The organism is Vreelandella maris (genome assembly GCF_013371085.1).
GTDB classification, from domain to species: Bacteria; Pseudomonadota; Gammaproteobacteria; order Pseudomonadales; family Halomonadaceae; genus Vreelandella; species Vreelandella maris.
In genome coordinates, this window is the sequence record NZ_JABWCV010000004.1 from 230,477 (window position 1) to 247,076 (window position 16,600).

Here is a 16,600-nt window from a genome sequence, read left to right on the forward strand (position 1 = left end):
CGGTTTCCTTATAGACGAGTGGGTTTCTTGCTCACAAGATAACCGCTGATAACAGTAAATCAATCCCTCCCATCATAACCTACCTGGTGGGTGAGATTGGAGGTTGAACTGTGCAACCCTCAGCGCTGAGGGACTAGCTGCCCATCGGCACCCACGTTTAGGCGAATTGTGGGCGTCAACAAACCTGCAGGGAGCCGCATACCTAAACCGCGCAGATCCCCTGGCGTAATCGCCAGTTGGCTACCGGGCGGTAGCTCGCCTTGAGACGCCAGCTGACTGGCAAGCTCAGGCATCGGCGCCATTTTTTGGGTGTCGGTTCCCAGCACATCGAAGACAACCGGCAGACGTAAATTAGCATCGTCGCCGGAGGTCAGCGTGACATTCTGCTCATAGTTACCCTGCACAGGATCAACGCCCGGCATATCCAGCGACCAGCGAAAGCCTGACATCTCAACCGGCGGCATGCCAGCGGGTAAGCCAAGGCCCATGGCAATGGTAGCTTGTATGGGCAGGCTGCCCGCGCCCAGGCTGGAAGCAATCAGGCTGGTTAGGTCACTCGTATCCAATCCAGCATTAATGCTGTAAGGGCCAATGCGTACATCTTCGACCCCCAGGGAGGTCACCGCCAAACGAAACGCAAAGAGGCCAGTTTGGGGTAGGGCTAGACAGCCCGTTAACAGGCTGATTAAGCCCAATAGAATTAACCAGCGGCGAGCAGCATAAAGCATAACGTTCTCCCCCTACGCAGCGCAAAAGCAGCATACAAGTAGGGCAGCAAGGGTGGTGATGGGGGTGGGTGATATGGAGTGGGCATGAATGACAGCCCAGTAAAATCGCGGCTATTTGAGGGCTGAAAGCGGGCGCTGTCAAGCGAAACTATTATCGTGAGTGTTACTTGGAAAAGGGGTTAACCAAAACGCCCGCTTGACGGTGCAAACGGGCGAATTTAAATAACCAAGATAGCGAATTAACGACGGCTCTTGCGGGCTTCTTTAGTGCGGTTCAGCTCGCGCTTTTTGGCTTTCTCTTTGTCGCTGGCGCCCGCCATGGTGTCAAACGGGTTGCTGCCCGAGCGAAACTCAAAGCGAATAGGCGTGCCGCGTACCTTCAATACCTTGCGGAACGTATTGGTGAGATAACGACGGTACGCTTCAGGCAATGACTCTGTTTGGTTACCGTGGACGACGATAATCGGCGGGTTGCTGCCACCCTGGTGAGCCATGCGCAGCTTGATCCGTCGGCCTTGTACCATCGGCGGCGGATTCTGGCTGACGGCATCCTGCAGCAGGGTGGTTAAACGGTTGGTCGACCAGTGAGCGTTAGCGGCATCAAAGGCGCGGTCAATCGACGGGTAAAGATCACCCACTGCCGTGCCGTGCAGCGCGGAGATAAAGTGAAGCTCGGCGTAATCGGCAAAGCCCAGGCGGCGCTTCACTTCGGTGCGCATCTTGTCCTTGGCTTCGCTCTCCAGGCCGTCCCACTTATTCACTGCCAGCACCAGCGCGCGCCCGGTGGTTAACACGTAGTCGAGCAGGTGCAAATCCTGCTCCACCAAGCCGCTGGAACCATCCAGCACCATGATCACTACATGCGACTCTTTAATCGCATCCAGCGTTTTGATGATGGAGAACTTCTCGGCGATTTCGCTCACGTTCTTACGCCGCCGGATACCCGCGGTGTCAATCAGTACGTAAGGCTTGCCGCGGCGCTCGAAGGGGATCTCGATAGCATCACGGGTCGTGCCCGCCTCATCAAAGACCACCACACGGTCTTCGCCCAGCAGGCGATTGACCAGGGTCGATTTCCCGACGTTGGGGCGACCAATCACGCCGATACGAACGCCTTTGCTGCCGGTGTCGGCAGGGATGCTGGCATCGCGTTCGGGAAACGGTTCAAGTACCACGTCCATCAGGGTAGAAACATTGCGCCCGTGGGCAGCGGCAATCGGCCAGGGGTCGCCTAAGCCCAGCGACCAGAAGTCGCCCATCGCCGAGTGCTCTTCCAGCCCGTCGGTTTTATTCACCACCAGCCAGGTTTTTTTCTGATTAACCCGCAGGTGGTTGGCAATCGCCTGGTCTGCGGCGATAAGGCCGGCGCGAGCGTCGACCATAAACAGGACGATATCGGCTTCATCAATGGCAGCAAGCGACTGCTCGGCCATGGCGGCGTCGATACCCTCTTCGTCACCGCTGATACCGCCGGTGTCGATAACCGTATAGACCTTATCGCCCAGCATGCCATTGCCGTACTTGCGGTCGCGGGTGAGGCCGGGAAAGTCGGCCACCAGTGCATCACGCGAGCGCGTTAGGCGGTTAAACAACGTCGATTTGCCCACATTGGGGCGACCGACTAAAGCAATGACGGGTGTCATGGAGTTACTTCCAGGGTTTCCAGGCGACCATTGTTGGCCTGGACATGAATGGTGCTGCCTTCAGTGACCGGGCGAACGGTGATGCCCGAGCTGTGCACGCGAGTGCGTCCTACAATATTGCCTTCACGAGCGTCAATCAGGTGAAGATAACCGTCAAAATCGCCCACGACCAAGCGGCCATCGGCAAAGGCGGGCGCGGTCAACCAGCGGTCTTGCAGGTCGTCATTACGCCAGATTTCACGGCCACTGTTAGCATCTAACGCGACTACTTGGCTGTTATCGGTAACCACAAACAGTAAATCGCCGACCAGGATGGGCGTATGGCGGCTAGACAGGTTCGCTTCCCAGAGTAGATCGCCTTGGGTAGCTTCAAGCGCTACAACGCGACCGTTGTAGCTGGTCACAAACAGGCGGCCATCGGGGCTGATGATCGGCTGGCCGGAAAGATCAACCAGGCGCTCAACTTCGCTACGCCCCTGCGGCGTGGCAATCTGCATATCCCATAGCGGTTGGCCACTGCGGTTATCCAGCGTGGCAAGACGGCCATTGGCCAGGCCAACAAAACTAACCGGGTCAATTACCATCGGCGTGCCTGTACCGCGCAGGGTGAGTGAAGGCTGTGAGCTGGTGTATACCCAGCGCTCTTCACCAGTGGCGCGATCCAAGGCAGTGACACGGCCATCGACACTTTGCACGACCAGCAGTTGCTGGTTGGCCTGGGGCGCGGCAAGCACTTCACTAGAGACCCGTGACCGCCAGCTTTCGCTGCCATCATTTTGATCCAGCGCAATGACCTCGCCGTTACCGGTCGCCAGGTAAACCTGACCGGCAATCGCCGTTAACGCGCTGGAGATGGTGGTATTGAGATCGATTTCCCACTCAACATCGCCACTGTTGGCATTCATGGCCATCACCACGCCTTCAACGTCGGCGGCAAATACGGTGTCGCCTTCACGGGAGGGTGCAATGGGGTAGCGAGCGTGGCCTAAGCCATCGCCTACAGTACGTTTCCATTGGGTGTTTAGCGAGGAGGTCTCGTCGAAGCTACGCAGCTCTTTGGGCGTAAAAGCGGGGTCGACTTTGCTGGCGCAACCGGCCAACAGTGCCAGCGTTAGTGCACCCACGCTTACTCGTGCCAGCTGTTTGGAAATACCCCGATTAATTACAGTGCTAATAGTCATTGTGTCGCCTCCTCAGCGCCGAGATCATCAAGCTTGAACTGCACGCCGTAAAGCGGCTGGTCTTGGGTTTGAGACACTTCTAAAGCGGTTTCCCATGCCTCTCGAGCCGCCTCAGTATCGCCTTGGGCAGCAAAGGCATCGCCGCGCACGTTCGCCCGTTGGGCCGCCAGTGCGTCGCTGATCGGTTCGTCCAGCAGCGCATGCGCCTGGGTGGGGTTGCCGTCAGCGAGTTCGACCCGAGCTAGGCGCAGCCACGCCAGGCTCTGCACATAACGCCGCGATGAATCGGCAGCGCTTTCCAGCGCAGTACGCGCACCTTCCAGGTCGCCTTGCTGTACCGCCAGGCGCGCATCAAGCAGCAGGGCGAGTTCGGCATACAGCGTGTCGCCATGCTCTTCGGTCAGTTCGACGACCATTTCACGTGCGCTTGCCAGTTGGTCGTCTTCAAGCTCGTTACCAGCGGTCATGTTGACCAACTGCTGATAACGCATGGAGGCGGCTTCAGCTTGACCCTGCTGATAGTTCTGCCAAGCATTCCAGCCGAATACCCCCGCCGCCGCCAGGACAGCGCCTGCAATCAACGACATGCCGTTCTCTTTCCACCAGCGCTTTACCGCGTCTAGCTGCTCTTCTTCGCTTCTCAGCTCCACCACGGGCGGGCTCCTATTTCTCAATTGTCGTAGGCACAAACAGTAGGCAAAAACAGTCGTATGTAGCAGGCACGGCGCCTGCAGGGGTTACGCGAGACGTGGGCTTAAGCGCCAGGGGCTAATAGCTCACGCAGCGTGGACCCTAGTTGGGCTAACGGTACACGCTGCTGTTCGCGGTCATCACGTAAAAACTTGAGCGTTGCCGACTGCTGTGCAATCTCATCTTCGCCGAGTAGGATCGCCATGGAGGCGGTACTCTTATCGGCTTTTTTGATCCGGCTTTTAAAGCTGCCGCCCCCGCAGTGAAGTTGCAGTTGCAGTTCAGGCAGTTCACCGCGCAAATTCTCAGCCAGCGTGATTGCCGCCGTGGTAGCGTTATCGTCCATCGGGAGCACATACACATCGCAGCCGCCGAGCGCATCCTGAGGAATCAGTTCCAGGGTGTCGAGCAGCAGAATTAGCCGCTCAATGCCCATGGCAAAGCCAACCGCCGGGGTAGGTTTGCCGCCCAGCTGTTCGACCAAACCGTCGTAGCGGCCACCGGCGCAAACAGTGCCTTGGCTGCCCAGTGCGGTGGTGGTCCACTCGAACACGGTGCGGCAGTAGTAATCGAGCCCACGCACTAGGCGGGGATTGATTACATAATCTATACCTGCCGCTTCAAGCATCTTGGTGAGCTGCTCGAAGTGTTCGCGGGATTCCACGTCCAAGTGATCCATCAACTGCGGCGCGGCATCCAGCATCTCGGCCATGGCCGGATTTTTGGAGTCAAGAATGCGCAGCGGGTTGCTGGTCAAACGGCGTTTGGAGTCTTCATCGAGGACGTCATGATGCTGCTCAAAATAGGCCACCAGCGTGTCGCGATAGGCCGCACGCGCTTCAGATGAGCCCAACGAATTAAGCTCAAGGGTAACGTGCTCCATTAGCCCCAGCTCTTTCCAAAGCCGCGCTGAAAGCAGAATCACCTCAGCGTCGATATCCGGGCCATCAAAACCGAAGGCCTCGACACCAATTTGATGAAACTGGCGGTAGCGGCCTTTTTGCGGGCGCTCATAACGGAACATGGGGCCCTGGTACCACAACCGCTGGGTTTGGTTGTACAGCAGGCCGTGTTCCATTGCCGCGCGCACGCAGCTGGCGGTGCCCTCAGGGCGCAGCGTCAAACTTTCGCTGTTGCGATCGTCGAAGGTGTACATCTCTTTTTCGACGATATCGGTCACTTCACCGATAGAGCGCGCAAACAGCGCGGTTTGCTCAACAATCGGCGTGCGAATTTCATTGAAACCGTAGCGCAGCATGAGCTGGCGTACTTTGGCTTCAAAAAATTGCCAGCGCGGGCTGTCGCTGGGCAATAAGTCGTTCATACCACGGATGGCTTGAATCTTTTTAACGGCGGACTTGCTCAATGAAAACTCCTTATTCTGCCGTTTAGCGCTGGTTGCCCAGGCTGGCAGCTAACCCCAGCGGTTAAACGCTGCGGGCGATCATAGCGTCTTGCTGCTGCTGTTTTTCGCGCACTTTCTCACGAATCAGCTGCTCCAGGTCGTCGACCAAGTGGTCGTTACGTAGCTTGCTGGCCGGTTTGCCATCGATATAGACCAGGTTGGCGGGGCTGCCGCCGGTTAGGCCGATGTCGGTCTCTTTGGCTTCGCCGGGGCCATTAACCACGCAGCCAATTACCGAGACGTTCAGCGGCGTCATCACGTCTTCTAACCGCTCTTCGAGCTGGTTCATGGTGCTGATAACATCAAAATTCTGGCGTGAGCAGCTAGGGCAGGCAATAAAGTTAATCCCTTTAGAGCGCAGCTTGAGGCTTCGCAGCATATCGAAGCCGACTTTAATCTCTTCCACTGGGTCAGCGGCAAGCGACACACGGATCGTGTCGCCGATTCCGTCCATCAGTAGCATGCCCAGGCCAATCGATGATTTCACCGTGCCTGAGCGCAGTCCACCGGCTTCGGTAATGCCCAGGTGCAGCGGCTGTTCAATGCGCTCGGCAAGGTCGCGGTAGGCGGCGACCGCCATAAACACGTCTGAGGCTTTTACGCTGACCTTAAAGTCTTGGAAATCGAGGCGATCAAGGTAGTCAATATGGCGCATGGCAGATTCCACCAGCGCGGCAGGCGTTGGCTCGCCGTATTTCTTTTGCAGGTCTTTTTCAAGCGACCCAGCGTTGACGCCGATGCGAATCGGAATCCCATGGTCACGGGCCGCACTCACCACCGCGCGTACTCGGTCTTCGCGGCCGATGTTGCCTGGGTTGATGCGCAGGCAGTCGACGCCCAGCTCAGCAACACGCAAGGCAATCTTGTAATCGAAGTGAATGTCGGCAACGAGGGGGACATTGACCAGTTTTTTGATTTGGCCAAAGGTTTCGGCGGCGTCCATGTCGGGGACAGAGACGCGCACGATATCCGCACCGGCTTTTTCCAACTGCTGAATTTGCGCTACGGTCGCGGCCACGTCCAGGGTGTTGGTGTTGGTCATGCTTTGTACGGCAATGGGCGCATCACCGCCCACGGCTACATTTCCAACCTGAATCTGACGGGAATGGCGGCGTTTTATCGGAGAAGGGGCGTGCATAGGACGGGTCACTCTCCCAAGGTGAATCGGGCAACATTGTTGGCGCCTGCGCGGGCGGGAAGATCAACTACCTCGCCTTGGTAGCGCAGTTCAACGCCGGTGGCATTACCCACGGTTAAACGAAAAGGGGGTTCACCTTCGACACTTGTCGAGGTGCCGGGCGTTTGTAAGCCAACGAAAATGCGCTGGTTGGTGGCATCAAAAATTTCAGTCCACGACTGCTCGTTAAACGTCAGCTCAAGCACATTGGCATTGGTGGCTGGCTCTGCAGCGGCGGTTTGCTCGCTGTCAGCGTTACTCTCTTGTTCGGTTGCGAGATCTGCACTGTCATTCTGCTCGGTACTGTTCGCTTCATCGCTTTCTGCGGCAGTGCTGGACGTGCCGCTGTCACTATCCAGGATTGATTCGTTAAGACCCGCAACGGCGTCAGCGTCATCCTGCGCGCTGGGGGCTTGATCCTGGGCAACTGACGACGAAGACGACACGTTAGTGGCATTGCTCGGCAGCGTTGCGTTCTCATCGCCACTGGTGAAGCTTGAGCCAGCCGTGGAGTTTTCTGCTTCAGCTGGCTCATTAGCTGGCTCCGCCGAGGCATTGGCGGTTTCTTCCGTGGAAGTTGAGCCAAAGCCCGGTGGCTCGTTGCCGCCTCGGCTTTGCCACCACATCACGGTCACGGCAATAAGGCCAGCGATTACTAGTAAAGTAACCAGCTTAAATAGCCAAGCGCCAACGCGGGAGGGCGGCCTGGCGGTGGAGACCGGCGTCACTTTGTGTTCGGTGTCGGTGCCGCCACTACGGGCTTGGTATGCCTCAAGCACCAGCCGGTCATCCATTCCCAGGTATTTGGCGTAAGAACGCAGATAGCCGCGCCGATAAGCGGCGACGGGGATTTCCTGATAATCATCCTGCTCAAGCCCTTCCACCACAGCGGGGCGCAGATTCAGCGCCCGGGCCGCATCGGTGAGTGGAATGCCGAGCTGCTCGCGTTGGCGAGCAAGAAGTTCGCCAGGCGAGGCGCTACCAGTAGTGTTAGGACTATCGATAATATTATCTTGTGACTGTGTATCGCTCATGGCTGAGCATCCTTCATTAAATAAGCGGTGATCCGGGCGTCAATCAGTCAGTCGTTGCCTAGCAAGCGCTGGTATTCGGCGGCAACATCATGCTCGCCGCGTGCGTGGGCGATATCAACCGCCATTCTTAGCGCTGCTTGGTTGGGCTCGGCGAGCTGTAAATAGGTTTGCAGCGGCGCCCAGGCCTGAGTGTAATGGCCCTGCGAATATTCGAGTTCAGCTAACATTAAATAACCGCGTGAATTACGCGGATCAATACTCTGCGCGCGCTCCAACCGAGCACGTGCTTTATCAAATTCTTCCAGTGCCAGATAACACTGCCCTAAATTGGTAAATAGCTGGGCACGGTTGGCGTACTGGGCATCCTCGGATGCGGTCTCTAACTGTTCACAGGCAGCGTTGAACTGGCCCTGCCCGTATAAAAACGCCGCATAGTTGTTGCGGGCGCGTGTGTAATCCGGCTCAGCGTTAACCGCCTGTTGAAAATAGTCGTTGGCAAGCGCGCGCTCGCCCTGGCGTTGGTAAACCAGCGCTAGTGCTTGCAGTGCTTCTGCATGGCGTGGGGCAATCTCTAGTGCCCGGTCCAGTGCATTGAGTGCGCGAGGAAGGTTATTACGTTCCAGGTAAGCAACGCCTAACTGCGTGTAGGCGTCAGCCGCTTCTGGATTGGCTTGAGGTGTCTGAGTACTGGACGAAGCACAGCCGGCTAGCCACAAGCTGCCGATAAGAACGGCTAGCATGGGCACCCGTGATGGGTGTAGGCGCCTGCGGTGAGCGATCATGTAAATCCTCTTGTGGTGAACGTCCAACAACTAACCTGATGCTACATAAAAACCGTGACCATCAAAGCGCCGTGCTAGGCGGAAGTCAAGATAAGCCCTGTTTACGTTTAGTCAGCATCAAGCTGTACCGACTGAATATAGCGTTCGCTGCGCTTGGTACGGTCTTTCACGCGACCAACGAGTTGACCACAGGCGGCGTCGATATCTTCACCGCGGGTCGTTCTGACCGTAGCGTTGTAATTCAAGTCATACAACCACTGCTGAAAACGCATGACTTGGTTGCGCGATGGCTTTTCGTACCCTGAGTTGGGGAACGGATTAAACGGGATCAAGTTAATCTTGCACGGCAGCTCTTTAAGCAGTGCCGCGAGCTGCTCGGCGTGTTCCTGCTGATCATTGATGTCTTTGATCAGCGTATATTCGATCGTGACCTGACGATTGTCCGGGCACTTGGCAAGGTAGCGGTGGCACGCATCCAGCAGCGCACGGATATTATATTTGCGGTTGATGGGCACCAGCTCGTTGCGCAACTCGTCAGTGGAGGCGTGCAGCGAAATCGCCAAGCTAACGTCCATTTCATCGCCAAGCTTGTCGATCATCGGCACCACACCGGAGGTCGACAGCGTCACGCGGCGCTTGGACAAACCATAGCCGTTGTCGTCAAGCATCAGCTTCATGGCGGGGACGACGTTGTCGAAGTTGAGCAACGGTTCACCCATTCCCATCATTACCACGTTGGTGACCGGGCGGTTGGCCGTATCGCGACGCGGGCCAACGCTACGCTGGGCGACCCACACCTGGCCGATAATTTCAGCGGCGGTCAAATTGCGCTGAAACCCTTGCTTGCCGGTCGAGCAAAAACTGCAATCAAGCGAGCAGCCCACCTGTGAAGAGACACACAGCGTACGGCGTTTACCATTTTCGGCCGGAATCAACACCGTTTCGACGTAGCTGCCATCTTCTACTTCGAGCACCCACTTGCGCGTGCCATCGCTAGAGGTGCCTTCGTAGATCACCGCTGGGCCACGAATTTCAGCTACCCGCGCCAGTTTTTCACGCAGCGGCTTGGAGAGATTCGTCATGGCAGCAAAGTCATCACTGCCTTCCTGGTGAATCCACTTCATCAGCTGCGCAGCACGGAATTTCTTTTCGCCGATGGACAAAAAGAAGTCTTCCATCTGCTCGCGGGACATGCCAAGCAGGTTGTGACGTTCAGGCGTCGCTTTGGCAGCAGGCGTGCTGGCGGCGTCTGAGCTATCAGCGTCAGTACGGGGGGCGGGCGTATGTTGGGCTACAGTGGTGGTCATGGCGGTCAGCGTTTTAGAAAGGGGCGGGGGCGAGGCCCCCGCAAAATGGCCGGCAACGGAAGTAGATGCGGCGGCGCTACCTGAAAGGCTTAGCGCGGGCAGATTTCGTCGTTGCCAAAGAAGTAGCTAATTTCGCGCTCAGCGCTTTCCGGAGAATCAGAACCATGGACAGCGTTCGCATCGATTGTTTCCGCGAAATCAGCGCGAATAGTGCCAGGTGCGGCTTCTTTCGGGTTGGTTGCGCCCATCAGATCACGGTTTTTAGCGATGGCGCCTTCACCTTCAAGCACTTGTACAACGACCGGGCCAGAGGTCATGAAACCGACCAGGTCTTTAAAGAAAGGACGCTCTTTGTGCTCTGCGTAGAAACCGCCAGCCTTCTCTTCAGAGAGGTGAACCATCTTCGCGGCAACAACGTTCAGGCCGGCTTTTTCAAAGCGGGCGATGATTTCACCGATCGCATTTTTAGCAACGGCATCAGGCTTGATAATAGAAAGAGTGCGTTCAGTAGCCATGTAAATGGTCTCCATAAATGGGGGCTAAGCAAAATTGCCGCCCCAGTAAAGCCGGGGCGGCCTAGAAAATAATTCGGCTAATAGCGTTTCAGCAGCTAGCGTTTTACAAGCGCACGGGAGTACCCGGCTGCCTGATGTTAGGTATTCAGGGGCGCGATTATAACGCTTAAGCCGGGGAATGAATACCGGCGATGAGAGCTGTCCGCGCAAAGGCTAAACAGTAAAGCTTTCGCCGCAACCGCATTCGTCTTTGACGTTAGGGTTGTTGAAGCGGAAAAAGCGGTTTAAACCTTCGCTGACATAATCCACTTCGCTGCCATTGAGCATCTCGACCGCATCGGGGGAGACATAAACGCTAGCCCCGTGCTCTTCAAAATGGACTTCTTCTTCGCTAACGGTGTCGGCGAAATCGAGTACGTAGCTGTAGCCGGAGCAGCCGCTTGGCTTGACCGAAACGCGCAGGCCTAGGCCTTGTCCACGCTCATCAAGCACGTGACGAATCTGTTGTGCGGCAGCCGGGGTAATGTTGAGTGTTGCCATGAGGCGTTCTCCTTAAAAATAGTCAGCCGCTTAACCGGGCGGTGTACGTAAACCGCTCACCGCGTGGCGTATGAGCGTTAGCGCATGATCGATTTCTGCTTCGGTAGTAAAACGCCCGAAGCTAAAGCGCAGCGACGAGAGCGCCAGCGAGCGGGGCGTGCCGATGCCAAGCAGTACATAAGAAGGGTCAACGCTTGCCGAGTTGCACGCGGAGCCAGTAGAGACCGCTACATCGCGCAGCGCCATCAGTAATGACTCACCGTCGACGCCTTCAAACGCCAGGTTGAGAATATTGGGAACCGCATTATCTAGCGGTGTGTTAGCAAAAACACCTTCAACGCCTTCAAGTCCGCGCAAAAAACGCTGCTGCAAACGGCTAATGTGAGCGTTGTCGTCATCGTACTGCTGTTGCATTAGCGCGAAAGCTTCGCCCATGCCTGCAATTTGGTGCGTTGGTAGCGTGCCGGAACGCATGCCACGTTCGTGACCGCCGCCATGAATTAACGCCTCTACGCGGATATCCGGGTGGCGCTTCACATATAGCGCGCCGACGCCTTTAGGGCCGTAGGTTTTATGGCCGGACAGCGACATCAGGTCGATCTGCTGGGCCGCTACGTCTAAGGGAATACGCCCCACCGCCTGGGCAGCATCGGTATGAAAGGCCGCCCCAAACTCATGAGCAACGGCCGCCAAAGCGGCAATATCGTTGATGCTGCCCAGCTCATTATTAACCGCCATGAGTGAGACCAGTGCAGTATCGTCGCGCATGGCTTCGCGCAGCTTTTCAGGCTGAATACAGCCGTCACGCCCAGGCGTGAGCCACGTTACCTCAAACCCCTCTTTCTCCAGCGCATGGGCCGTGTCTACGATGGCTTTATGCTCAATCGTCGAGGTCACCAAGTGTAGGCCACGCTCGCGGTTAGCGCGCATAAAGCCGATCAGCGCCAGGTTGTCCGCTTCGGTGGCACCGCTGGTCCAGACAATTTCTCGTGGGTCAGCGCCAATCGCGTCGGCCACTTGGCGGCGGGCCTGCTCAACCACCTGTTCTGCCTGCCAACCTAACATATGGCTGCGCGAAGCCGGGTTGGCGAACAGTTGGTCAACCGTTAGGTAGCGCTGCATAACCTCAACCACGCGGGCATCCGCCGGCGCAGTGGCGGCGTAATCTAGGTAAATGGGCAGCGTGGGTGTGGTCATCGTTATGTTCCAGCAGTTTGTCGGTCAGGGAGCGTTGGGTCAGGGTGAGGAGGCAAGAATACCCGCCTCGGCACGCTGTTTCTGTCGCGATGCAATACGTATGACATCAGGGCGCAGCATCAGTTGTGCCAGCGTCATCTCGTCAAAGAAATGGCGTATCTGAACGGAAAGCTCGCACCACAAGTGGTGTGTCAGGCAGGTGTCGCCCTGCTGGCAATCGGAAAGCCCCTGGCAGCGCGTGGCATCAACGCTTTCATTCACCGCGTCAATCACCTTGGAAACGCTAATCTCTTCCGCAGGTTGTGACAGCAGATACCCGCCGCCTGGGCCGCGTACGCTGTTGACCAAGCCTGCACGGCGCAGGCGAGCAAAAAGCTGCTCTAAATAGGAGAGCGATATCTCTTGGCGCTGGGAGATATCGCTTAGGCTGGTCGGGCCGTTGTGGGCATGCAAGGCTAAATCGAGCATGGCGGTAACGGCGTAACGGCCTTTGGTGGTCAAGCGCATGGCAAGCCCCTCGACGCTGAACGCTCAGCGCACTGACGGCAAATGTGTTGCCATTATGGGAAAACCTGAGTGCTTTGGTCAACCATTACGCGGCGGCAGTGCTTCTTGCTCGGTCTCTTGCCCAGCCTCTTGCTTAGCTGATGGCGGTGTGGCCGAGCGTTTGCCAACGCCTGGGCAGCCGGTGTCGTGCTCATCCAGAATGCCGGCAAAATCTTCTTCGCGTAGCGCCGGTAGCTGGCCGTCACGGTAGTTGTCATCAAGCTTGCGCAGGGTCGAACACATGCGCTCAATTCGTTCATCCACGGCGTGCATATGGTCGAGCATGGCCTGCATCGAGCGGGCTACGGGGTCGGGCATATCCTGGCTGACACCATAAGCATCAAAGCCAAATTTCTGGCAGATAGCCTCGCGACGGGCGGGGTCGACATCCAGCGCCTCTTCCACATCAGGGTCGGTGCGTTTGACAATTTTGCCGGGAATGCCAACCACCGTGGCCCCCGGCGGTACTTCTTTCGTGACCACCGCGTTAGAGCCAATTTTGGCTCCCGCACCCACGGTAAAGGGGCCTAGTATCTTGGCGCCCGCGCCGACAATCACCCCATCGCCCAACGTTGGGTGGCGCTTGCCTTTGTTCCAGCTGGTGCCGCCCAGCGTAACTCCCTGGTACAGCGTGACGTTATCGCCGACCTGAGCCGTTTCACCAATCACCACGCCCATGCCGTGGTCGATGAAAAAGCGCCGTCCGATGGTGGCGCCCGGGTGGATCTCGATGCCGGTCAGCCAGCGTGAAAACGTCGATAGCGTCCGCGCTAGCCATTTGAGGTTTTTTTTCCACAGCCAGTGGCCGCAGCGATGCAGCAGTAGAGCGTGCAGGCCGGGGTAGTTGGTCAGCACCTCAAGAAAGTTACGTGCGGCTGGGTCGCGGTCAAATACGCTGTTGATGTCTTCACGTAGACGTTGAAACATGAGGTGATCCTTGGGCGGTAGAGGTGCAGTCACTCAACTGAAAGTGCATCGCATGAAGATAACTAAACAGACCTTCAACGTGGGGGCGTTAGGTAACGTCTTCAAGTCAGCATCTTCAAGCCTAATAAATTATGACTTGGTTTGCTTGGTGTTGGCGGCCTTCTCGGTGGCCGACAGTATGCCACGCAATATATTCATTTCCATTCGCTCCGGGCGGGCGCGCAGATAGAGCCGGCGCAGTCTCGCCATCAGTTGCCGCGGCTGGTCAGGGTCGTGAAAATCAATACCGATCAGCGTACGCTCAAGGTGCTCGAAGTAACGCTCAAGCTCCGCGTGGGTAGCCAGTTCAGCGTCATCGCTCGGCGTCGCTGAAGGCGCATCTTCCTGGCTTAGCCAAGCCATCCGACACTCATAGGCTAGCACCTGCACTGCTGCGGCCAAATTGAGCGAGCTGAAATCGGCATTAGTCGGAATATGCACGTGGGCATGGCAGCGCTGTAGCTCAGCATTGGTCAGGCCGCTGTCCTCGCGGCCAAACACTAGCGCCACGCGTGACTCAGCCGCTTGGCACTCGGCGGGCAGCCGGTCGGCTAATTCCCTGGGCGAGAGCATTGGCCAGGGCAGGGTGCGTGAGCGCGCACTGGCACCCACGGCCAGGGTGCAATCAGCCACTGCGTCTTCAAGAGTAGCGTGCACACTGGCTTGATGAAGCAGGTGGTCAGCGCCGGAGGCGCGGGAAATACTGTCCTGGGTAATGACCTCGCAGCGGGGGGCAACAAGGGCTAAATCTGCCAAGCCCATATTGTGCATGGCGCGTGCCACGCCGCCGATATTGCCAGGGTGGCTAGTGCCGATAAGAACAATGCGAATGCGCTCAAGCATGAATAAGGCTCGGTGAATAAAAAGGCTCGGTGAATAAAGAGGGTGATGATTATCGCGTAAAACGCGCAGTCTAGCATGAGTCGATGGCATGCCCGAGAGTGGTCTGCTAGAATTGCGCGCCAAAGGCGGCACCTGCGCCTACTTAATGCTCTATTGTTAGCATCACGTTCTTTAACATCACTGTCACAAGGCCCAACCATGAATCCGATGGTCCAATTTACGCTGCGCGCTGCGCGTGGCGCTGTTGAACACTTCCTGCGCGTACGCGAACGTATTGAAAACGCTCACGATGAATTTAACCTTGACCGCCTGCTCGATGAGACAGCGCGCAAGGCCGAAGCGACGATTGTTCAGCAGTTGGAACGCGGTTATCCCCAGCACGGTGTTACCGGTCGCTTTACGCCGCACCGCGCGGGTGAAGGCGAAGGCGCGGATACCGTCTGGAAAATTGAACCGATGCACGGTTACTCCAATTTAGCCGTTGCTGGTAAGGGCTTTGCACTCTCAGTGGTGTGTCTTATCAAAGGTCGTCCCGAGCACGCAGTGATTATCTGCCCGTTCGCCGACGACGAATATATCGCCAGCCGCGGTCGCGGTGCCCAGCACAATGACAAGCGCATGCGTGTGAGCAAACCTACCGCCATTAGCGGTACGCGCATGGCCATGAGCCTGCCGGAAGTTTGGCTGCGCCCCCGCAATTTGCCTGCCTATCTAACCGTTTCACAGCAGCTTGCCCCACAGGTAGAAAACCTGCTGGCAACAGGCTGTGGACTGCTGGATTTGTGTGAGTTGGCCACTGGGCGAGTAGACAGCGCTTTTGTGCTCGGCTTGGAAGAGCAGGACATGCTGGTAGGCACGCTGTTCCTGAAAGAGTCGGGCGCCTTGATGGGAACGCCAGACGGCCAGCCCACGGTGAAAGTGGAAGGACAGCTAATGGCCGCCGGACCGCGTCTTTACAAGGCACTGATCAAGCAGCTAACGCCGCACTTTTAAGCAGCAATGCTGAGCTTTTAAAGATAAAAGCTGTAAAGATGAAAAAAGCCCCTGCTGGGTTACCAGCAGGGGCTTTTTTGTCGGCTAAAGAAGCCATCTAAATGGAGGAGCCGTTAAGGCAACTCCTCCTCTTCTTCATCAAGCTCTTTCTTGGTGGGAATCAAATCTTCCCGCGACAGCTTCAGCGGTAGCAGCAGCGCCGCGGCAATATAGATAGAAGAGAACGTACCCACCACGATGCCGACCAGCAGCGCAATGGCAAAGTTTTCAATCATATCCCCGCCCAACAGCAGTAGCGCGAGCAGCACTAGTACGGTCGTGCCCGAGGTTGCCAATGTACGCGAGAGCGTAGCGTTGATCGCTTCGTTGAAGATCTGTGGCATGTCGTCGATACGCGAGGTGCGGATGGCTTCGCGAACGCGATCGTAAACCACGATGGTATCGTTCAAGGAGTAGCCGATCACCGCCAGGATGGCCGCCAGTACCGTGAGGTCGAAATCGAGCTGAAATAGCGCGAAAACGCCGACCACGATCACGACGTCGTGCAGCAACGCCAGCAGTGCGCCAATCGCAAACTTGTACTGAAAGCGAAAGGCCACGTAGAGCATCACCACGCCAAGGGCCACCAGCAGGCCAAGGCCGCTCTGATCGCGCAGCTGGTCACCGACTTGGGAACCAACGAACTCAGAGCGCACTAGGTTGACCGTATCGCCATCAGCGCGCAGCAAATTGACGACTTCGCCACCAACATCGGCATCAAATGCTTGCTGTAAGCGGATCAATACTTCTGTTGATGCACCGAAAGTTTGCACGGAGACATCTTGGAAGCCGCTCTCTTCAAGCAGCACACGAATAGCATCAAGTGAGGGCGATGCGCCGTAGCGCACCTCAATTAGCGTGCCGCCGGTGAAATCCAGGCCCAGGTTGAGCTGCTGGAACAGGATGGCGCCAATCGACACGATCAATAGCAAGGCGGAGACGGCAAACGCGAATTTGCGCCGTCCCATAAAGTCGATTCGCAGGTGTGATAGGGGTTTCATTACCACCTCTTAA

The 16,600-nt window shown here is 56.9% G+C and carries 17 protein-coding genes; 1 reads left to right on the top strand and 16 read right to left on the bottom strand.

What is annotated here, in order from left to right; translation table 11 throughout:
* Positions 1-119 precede the first annotated feature (119 nt).
* The 15 genes from HUO07_RS04935 to trmJ form a co-directional block, all read right to left on the bottom strand.
* Positions 120-728, bottom strand: coding sequence for a hypothetical protein (locus HUO07_RS04935; protein WP_176302632.1), 609 nt, complete (start codon positions 726-728; stop codon positions 120-122).
* A gap of 239 nt (positions 729-967) precedes the next feature.
* Complete coding sequence (gene der / locus HUO07_RS04940) at positions 968-2,371, bottom strand: ribosome biogenesis GTPase Der (protein WP_035564598.1); 1,404 nt, start codon at positions 2,369-2,371, stop codon at positions 968-970.
* The gene (gene bamB / locus HUO07_RS04945) at positions 2,368-3,552 is read right to left on the bottom strand and encodes an outer membrane protein assembly factor BamB (protein WP_176302633.1); all 1,185 of its coding nucleotides are present in this window, start codon (positions 3,550-3,552) and stop codon (positions 2,368-2,370) included. The genes der and bamB overlap by 4 nt, the downstream gene beginning before the upstream one ends.
* Positions 3,549-4,205 carry a YfgM family protein gene (locus HUO07_RS04950; protein ID WP_101147317.1) on the bottom strand — a complete coding sequence of 219 codons (657 nt, stop codon included), beginning with the start codon at positions 4,203-4,205 and terminating at the stop codon, positions 3,549-3,551. The genes bamB and HUO07_RS04950 overlap by 4 nt, the downstream gene beginning before the upstream one ends.
* Before the next feature lie 101 nt (positions 4,206-4,306).
* The gene (hisS, locus tag HUO07_RS04955; RefSeq protein WP_101147316.1) at positions 4,307-5,608 is read right to left on the bottom strand and encodes a histidine--tRNA ligase; all 1,302 of its coding nucleotides are present in this window, start codon (positions 5,606-5,608) and stop codon (positions 4,307-4,309) included.
* Positions 5,609-5,669: 61 nt separating this feature from the next.
* Positions 5,670-6,785 carry a flavodoxin-dependent (E)-4-hydroxy-3-methylbut-2-enyl-diphosphate synthase gene (gene ispG, locus HUO07_RS04960; RefSeq protein ID WP_101147315.1) on the bottom strand — a complete coding sequence of 372 codons (1,116 nt, stop codon included), beginning with the start codon at positions 6,783-6,785 and terminating at the stop codon, positions 5,670-5,672.
* An 8-nt stretch (positions 6,786-6,793) separates the two neighbouring features.
* A complete protein-coding gene (locus HUO07_RS04965; RefSeq protein ID WP_176302634.1) occupies positions 6,794-7,858 on the bottom strand; it encodes a RodZ domain-containing protein in 1,065 nt (354 codons plus the stop codon).
* Between the two features lie 47 nt (positions 7,859-7,905).
* Positions 7,906-8,640 (bottom strand): type IV pilus biogenesis/stability protein PilW, encoded by a 735-nt coding sequence (pilW, locus tag HUO07_RS04970; protein WP_101147313.1) that lies wholly within the window; start codon positions 8,638-8,640, stop codon positions 7,906-7,908.
* 107 nt (positions 8,641-8,747) lie between these two features.
* A complete protein-coding gene (rlmN, locus tag HUO07_RS04975; RefSeq protein WP_101147312.1) occupies positions 8,748-9,947 on the bottom strand; it encodes a dual-specificity RNA methyltransferase RlmN in 1,200 nt (399 codons plus the stop codon).
* Positions 9,948-10,036: 89 nt separating this feature from the next.
* Entirely contained in the window at positions 10,037-10,462 is a 426-nt protein-coding gene (gene ndk, locus HUO07_RS04980; RefSeq protein WP_008959763.1) for a nucleoside-diphosphate kinase, read from the bottom strand.
* A gap of 213 nt (positions 10,463-10,675) precedes the next feature.
* Positions 10,676-11,002 carry a HesB/IscA family protein gene (locus HUO07_RS04985; protein WP_176302635.1) on the bottom strand — a complete coding sequence of 109 codons (327 nt, stop codon included), beginning with the start codon at positions 11,000-11,002 and terminating at the stop codon, positions 10,676-10,678.
* Positions 11,003-11,032: 30 nt separating this feature from the next.
* A complete protein-coding gene (locus tag HUO07_RS04990) occupies positions 11,033-12,199 on the bottom strand; it encodes an aminotransferase class V-fold PLP-dependent enzyme (RefSeq protein WP_176302636.1) in 1,167 nt (388 codons plus the stop codon).
* 39 nt (positions 12,200-12,238) lie between these two features.
* Positions 12,239-12,706: a Fe-S cluster assembly transcriptional regulator IscR gene (gene iscR / locus HUO07_RS04995; RefSeq protein ID WP_035564577.1), complete on the bottom strand. Its 468-nt coding sequence runs from the start codon at positions 12,704-12,706 to the stop codon at positions 12,239-12,241.
* 78 nt (positions 12,707-12,784) lie between these two features.
* Positions 12,785-13,672, bottom strand: a complete 888-nt coding sequence (gene cysE, locus HUO07_RS05000) for a serine O-acetyltransferase (protein ID WP_176302637.1) — start codon at positions 13,670-13,672, stop codon at positions 12,785-12,787.
* A gap of 129 nt (positions 13,673-13,801) precedes the next feature.
* Entirely contained in the window at positions 13,802-14,554 is a 753-nt protein-coding gene (trmJ, locus tag HUO07_RS05005; RefSeq protein ID WP_176302638.1) for a tRNA (cytosine(32)/uridine(32)-2'-O)-methyltransferase TrmJ, read from the bottom strand.
* A 198-nt stretch (positions 14,555-14,752) separates the two neighbouring features.
* On the opposite strand from trmJ, the gene HUO07_RS05010 reads away from it, so the two are divergent.
* Positions 14,753-15,547 carry an inositol monophosphatase family protein gene (locus tag HUO07_RS05010; RefSeq protein WP_035564573.1) on the top strand — a complete coding sequence of 265 codons (795 nt, stop codon included), beginning with the start codon at positions 14,753-14,755 and terminating at the stop codon, positions 15,545-15,547.
* Positions 15,548-15,660: 113 nt separating this feature from the next.
* On the opposite strand, the gene secF is transcribed toward HUO07_RS05010, so the two are convergent.
* Positions 15,661-16,587: a protein translocase subunit SecF gene (secF, locus tag HUO07_RS05015; protein ID WP_176302639.1), complete on the bottom strand. Its 927-nt coding sequence runs from the start codon at positions 16,585-16,587 to the stop codon at positions 15,661-15,663.
* Positions 16,588-16,600 lie beyond the last annotated feature (13 nt).

What these genes read in the sequence shown, in the direction of transcription:
- HUO07_RS04935 (WP_176302632.1), bottom strand. Translation starts at nt 728, where the DNA reads ATGCTTTATGCTGCTCGCCGCTGGTTAATTCTATTGGGCTTAATCAGC.
- der (WP_035564598.1), bottom strand. Translation starts at nt 2,371, where the DNA reads ATGACACCCGTCATTGCTTTAGTCGGTCGCCCCAATGTGGGCAAATCG.
- bamB (WP_176302633.1), bottom strand. Translation starts at nt 3,552, where the DNA reads ATGACTATTAGCACTGTAATTAATCGGGGTATTTCCAAACAGCTGGCA.
- ispG (WP_101147315.1), bottom strand. Translation starts at nt 6,785, where the DNA reads ATGCACGCCCCTTCTCCGATAAAACGCCGCCATTCCCGTCAGATTCAG.
- HUO07_RS04965 (WP_176302634.1), bottom strand. Translation starts at nt 7,858, where the DNA reads ATGAGCGATACACAGTCACAAGATAATATTATCGATAGTCCTAACACT.
- pilW (WP_101147313.1), bottom strand. Translation starts at nt 8,640, where the DNA reads ATGATCGCTCACCGCAGGCGCCTACACCCATCACGGGTGCCCATGCTA.
- rlmN (WP_101147312.1), bottom strand. Translation starts at nt 9,947, where the DNA reads ATGACCACCACTGTAGCCCAACATACGCCCGCCCCCCGTACTGACGCT.
- ndk (WP_008959763.1), bottom strand. Translation starts at nt 10,462, where the DNA reads ATGGCTACTGAACGCACTCTTTCTATTATCAAGCCTGATGCCGTTGCT.
- HUO07_RS04985 (WP_176302635.1), bottom strand. Translation starts at nt 11,002, where the DNA reads ATGGCAACACTCAACATTACCCCGGCTGCCGCACAACAGATTCGTCAC.
- HUO07_RS04990 (WP_176302636.1), bottom strand. Translation starts at nt 12,199, where the DNA reads ATGACCACACCCACGCTGCCCATTTACCTAGATTACGCCGCCACTGCG.
- iscR (WP_035564577.1), bottom strand. Translation starts at nt 12,706, where the DNA reads ATGCGCTTGACCACCAAAGGCCGTTACGCCGTTACCGCCATGCTCGAT.
- cysE (WP_176302637.1), bottom strand. Translation starts at nt 13,672, where the DNA reads ATGTTTCAACGTCTACGTGAAGACATCAACAGCGTATTTGACCGCGAC.
- trmJ (WP_176302638.1), bottom strand. Translation starts at nt 14,554, where the DNA reads ATGCTTGAGCGCATTCGCATTGTTCTTATCGGCACTAGCCACCCTGGC.
- HUO07_RS05010 (WP_035564573.1), top strand. Translation starts at nt 14,753, where the DNA reads ATGAATCCGATGGTCCAATTTACGCTGCGCGCTGCGCGTGGCGCTGTT.
- secF (WP_176302639.1), bottom strand. Translation starts at nt 16,587, where the DNA reads ATGAAACCCCTATCACACCTGCGAATCGACTTTATGGGACGGCGCAAA.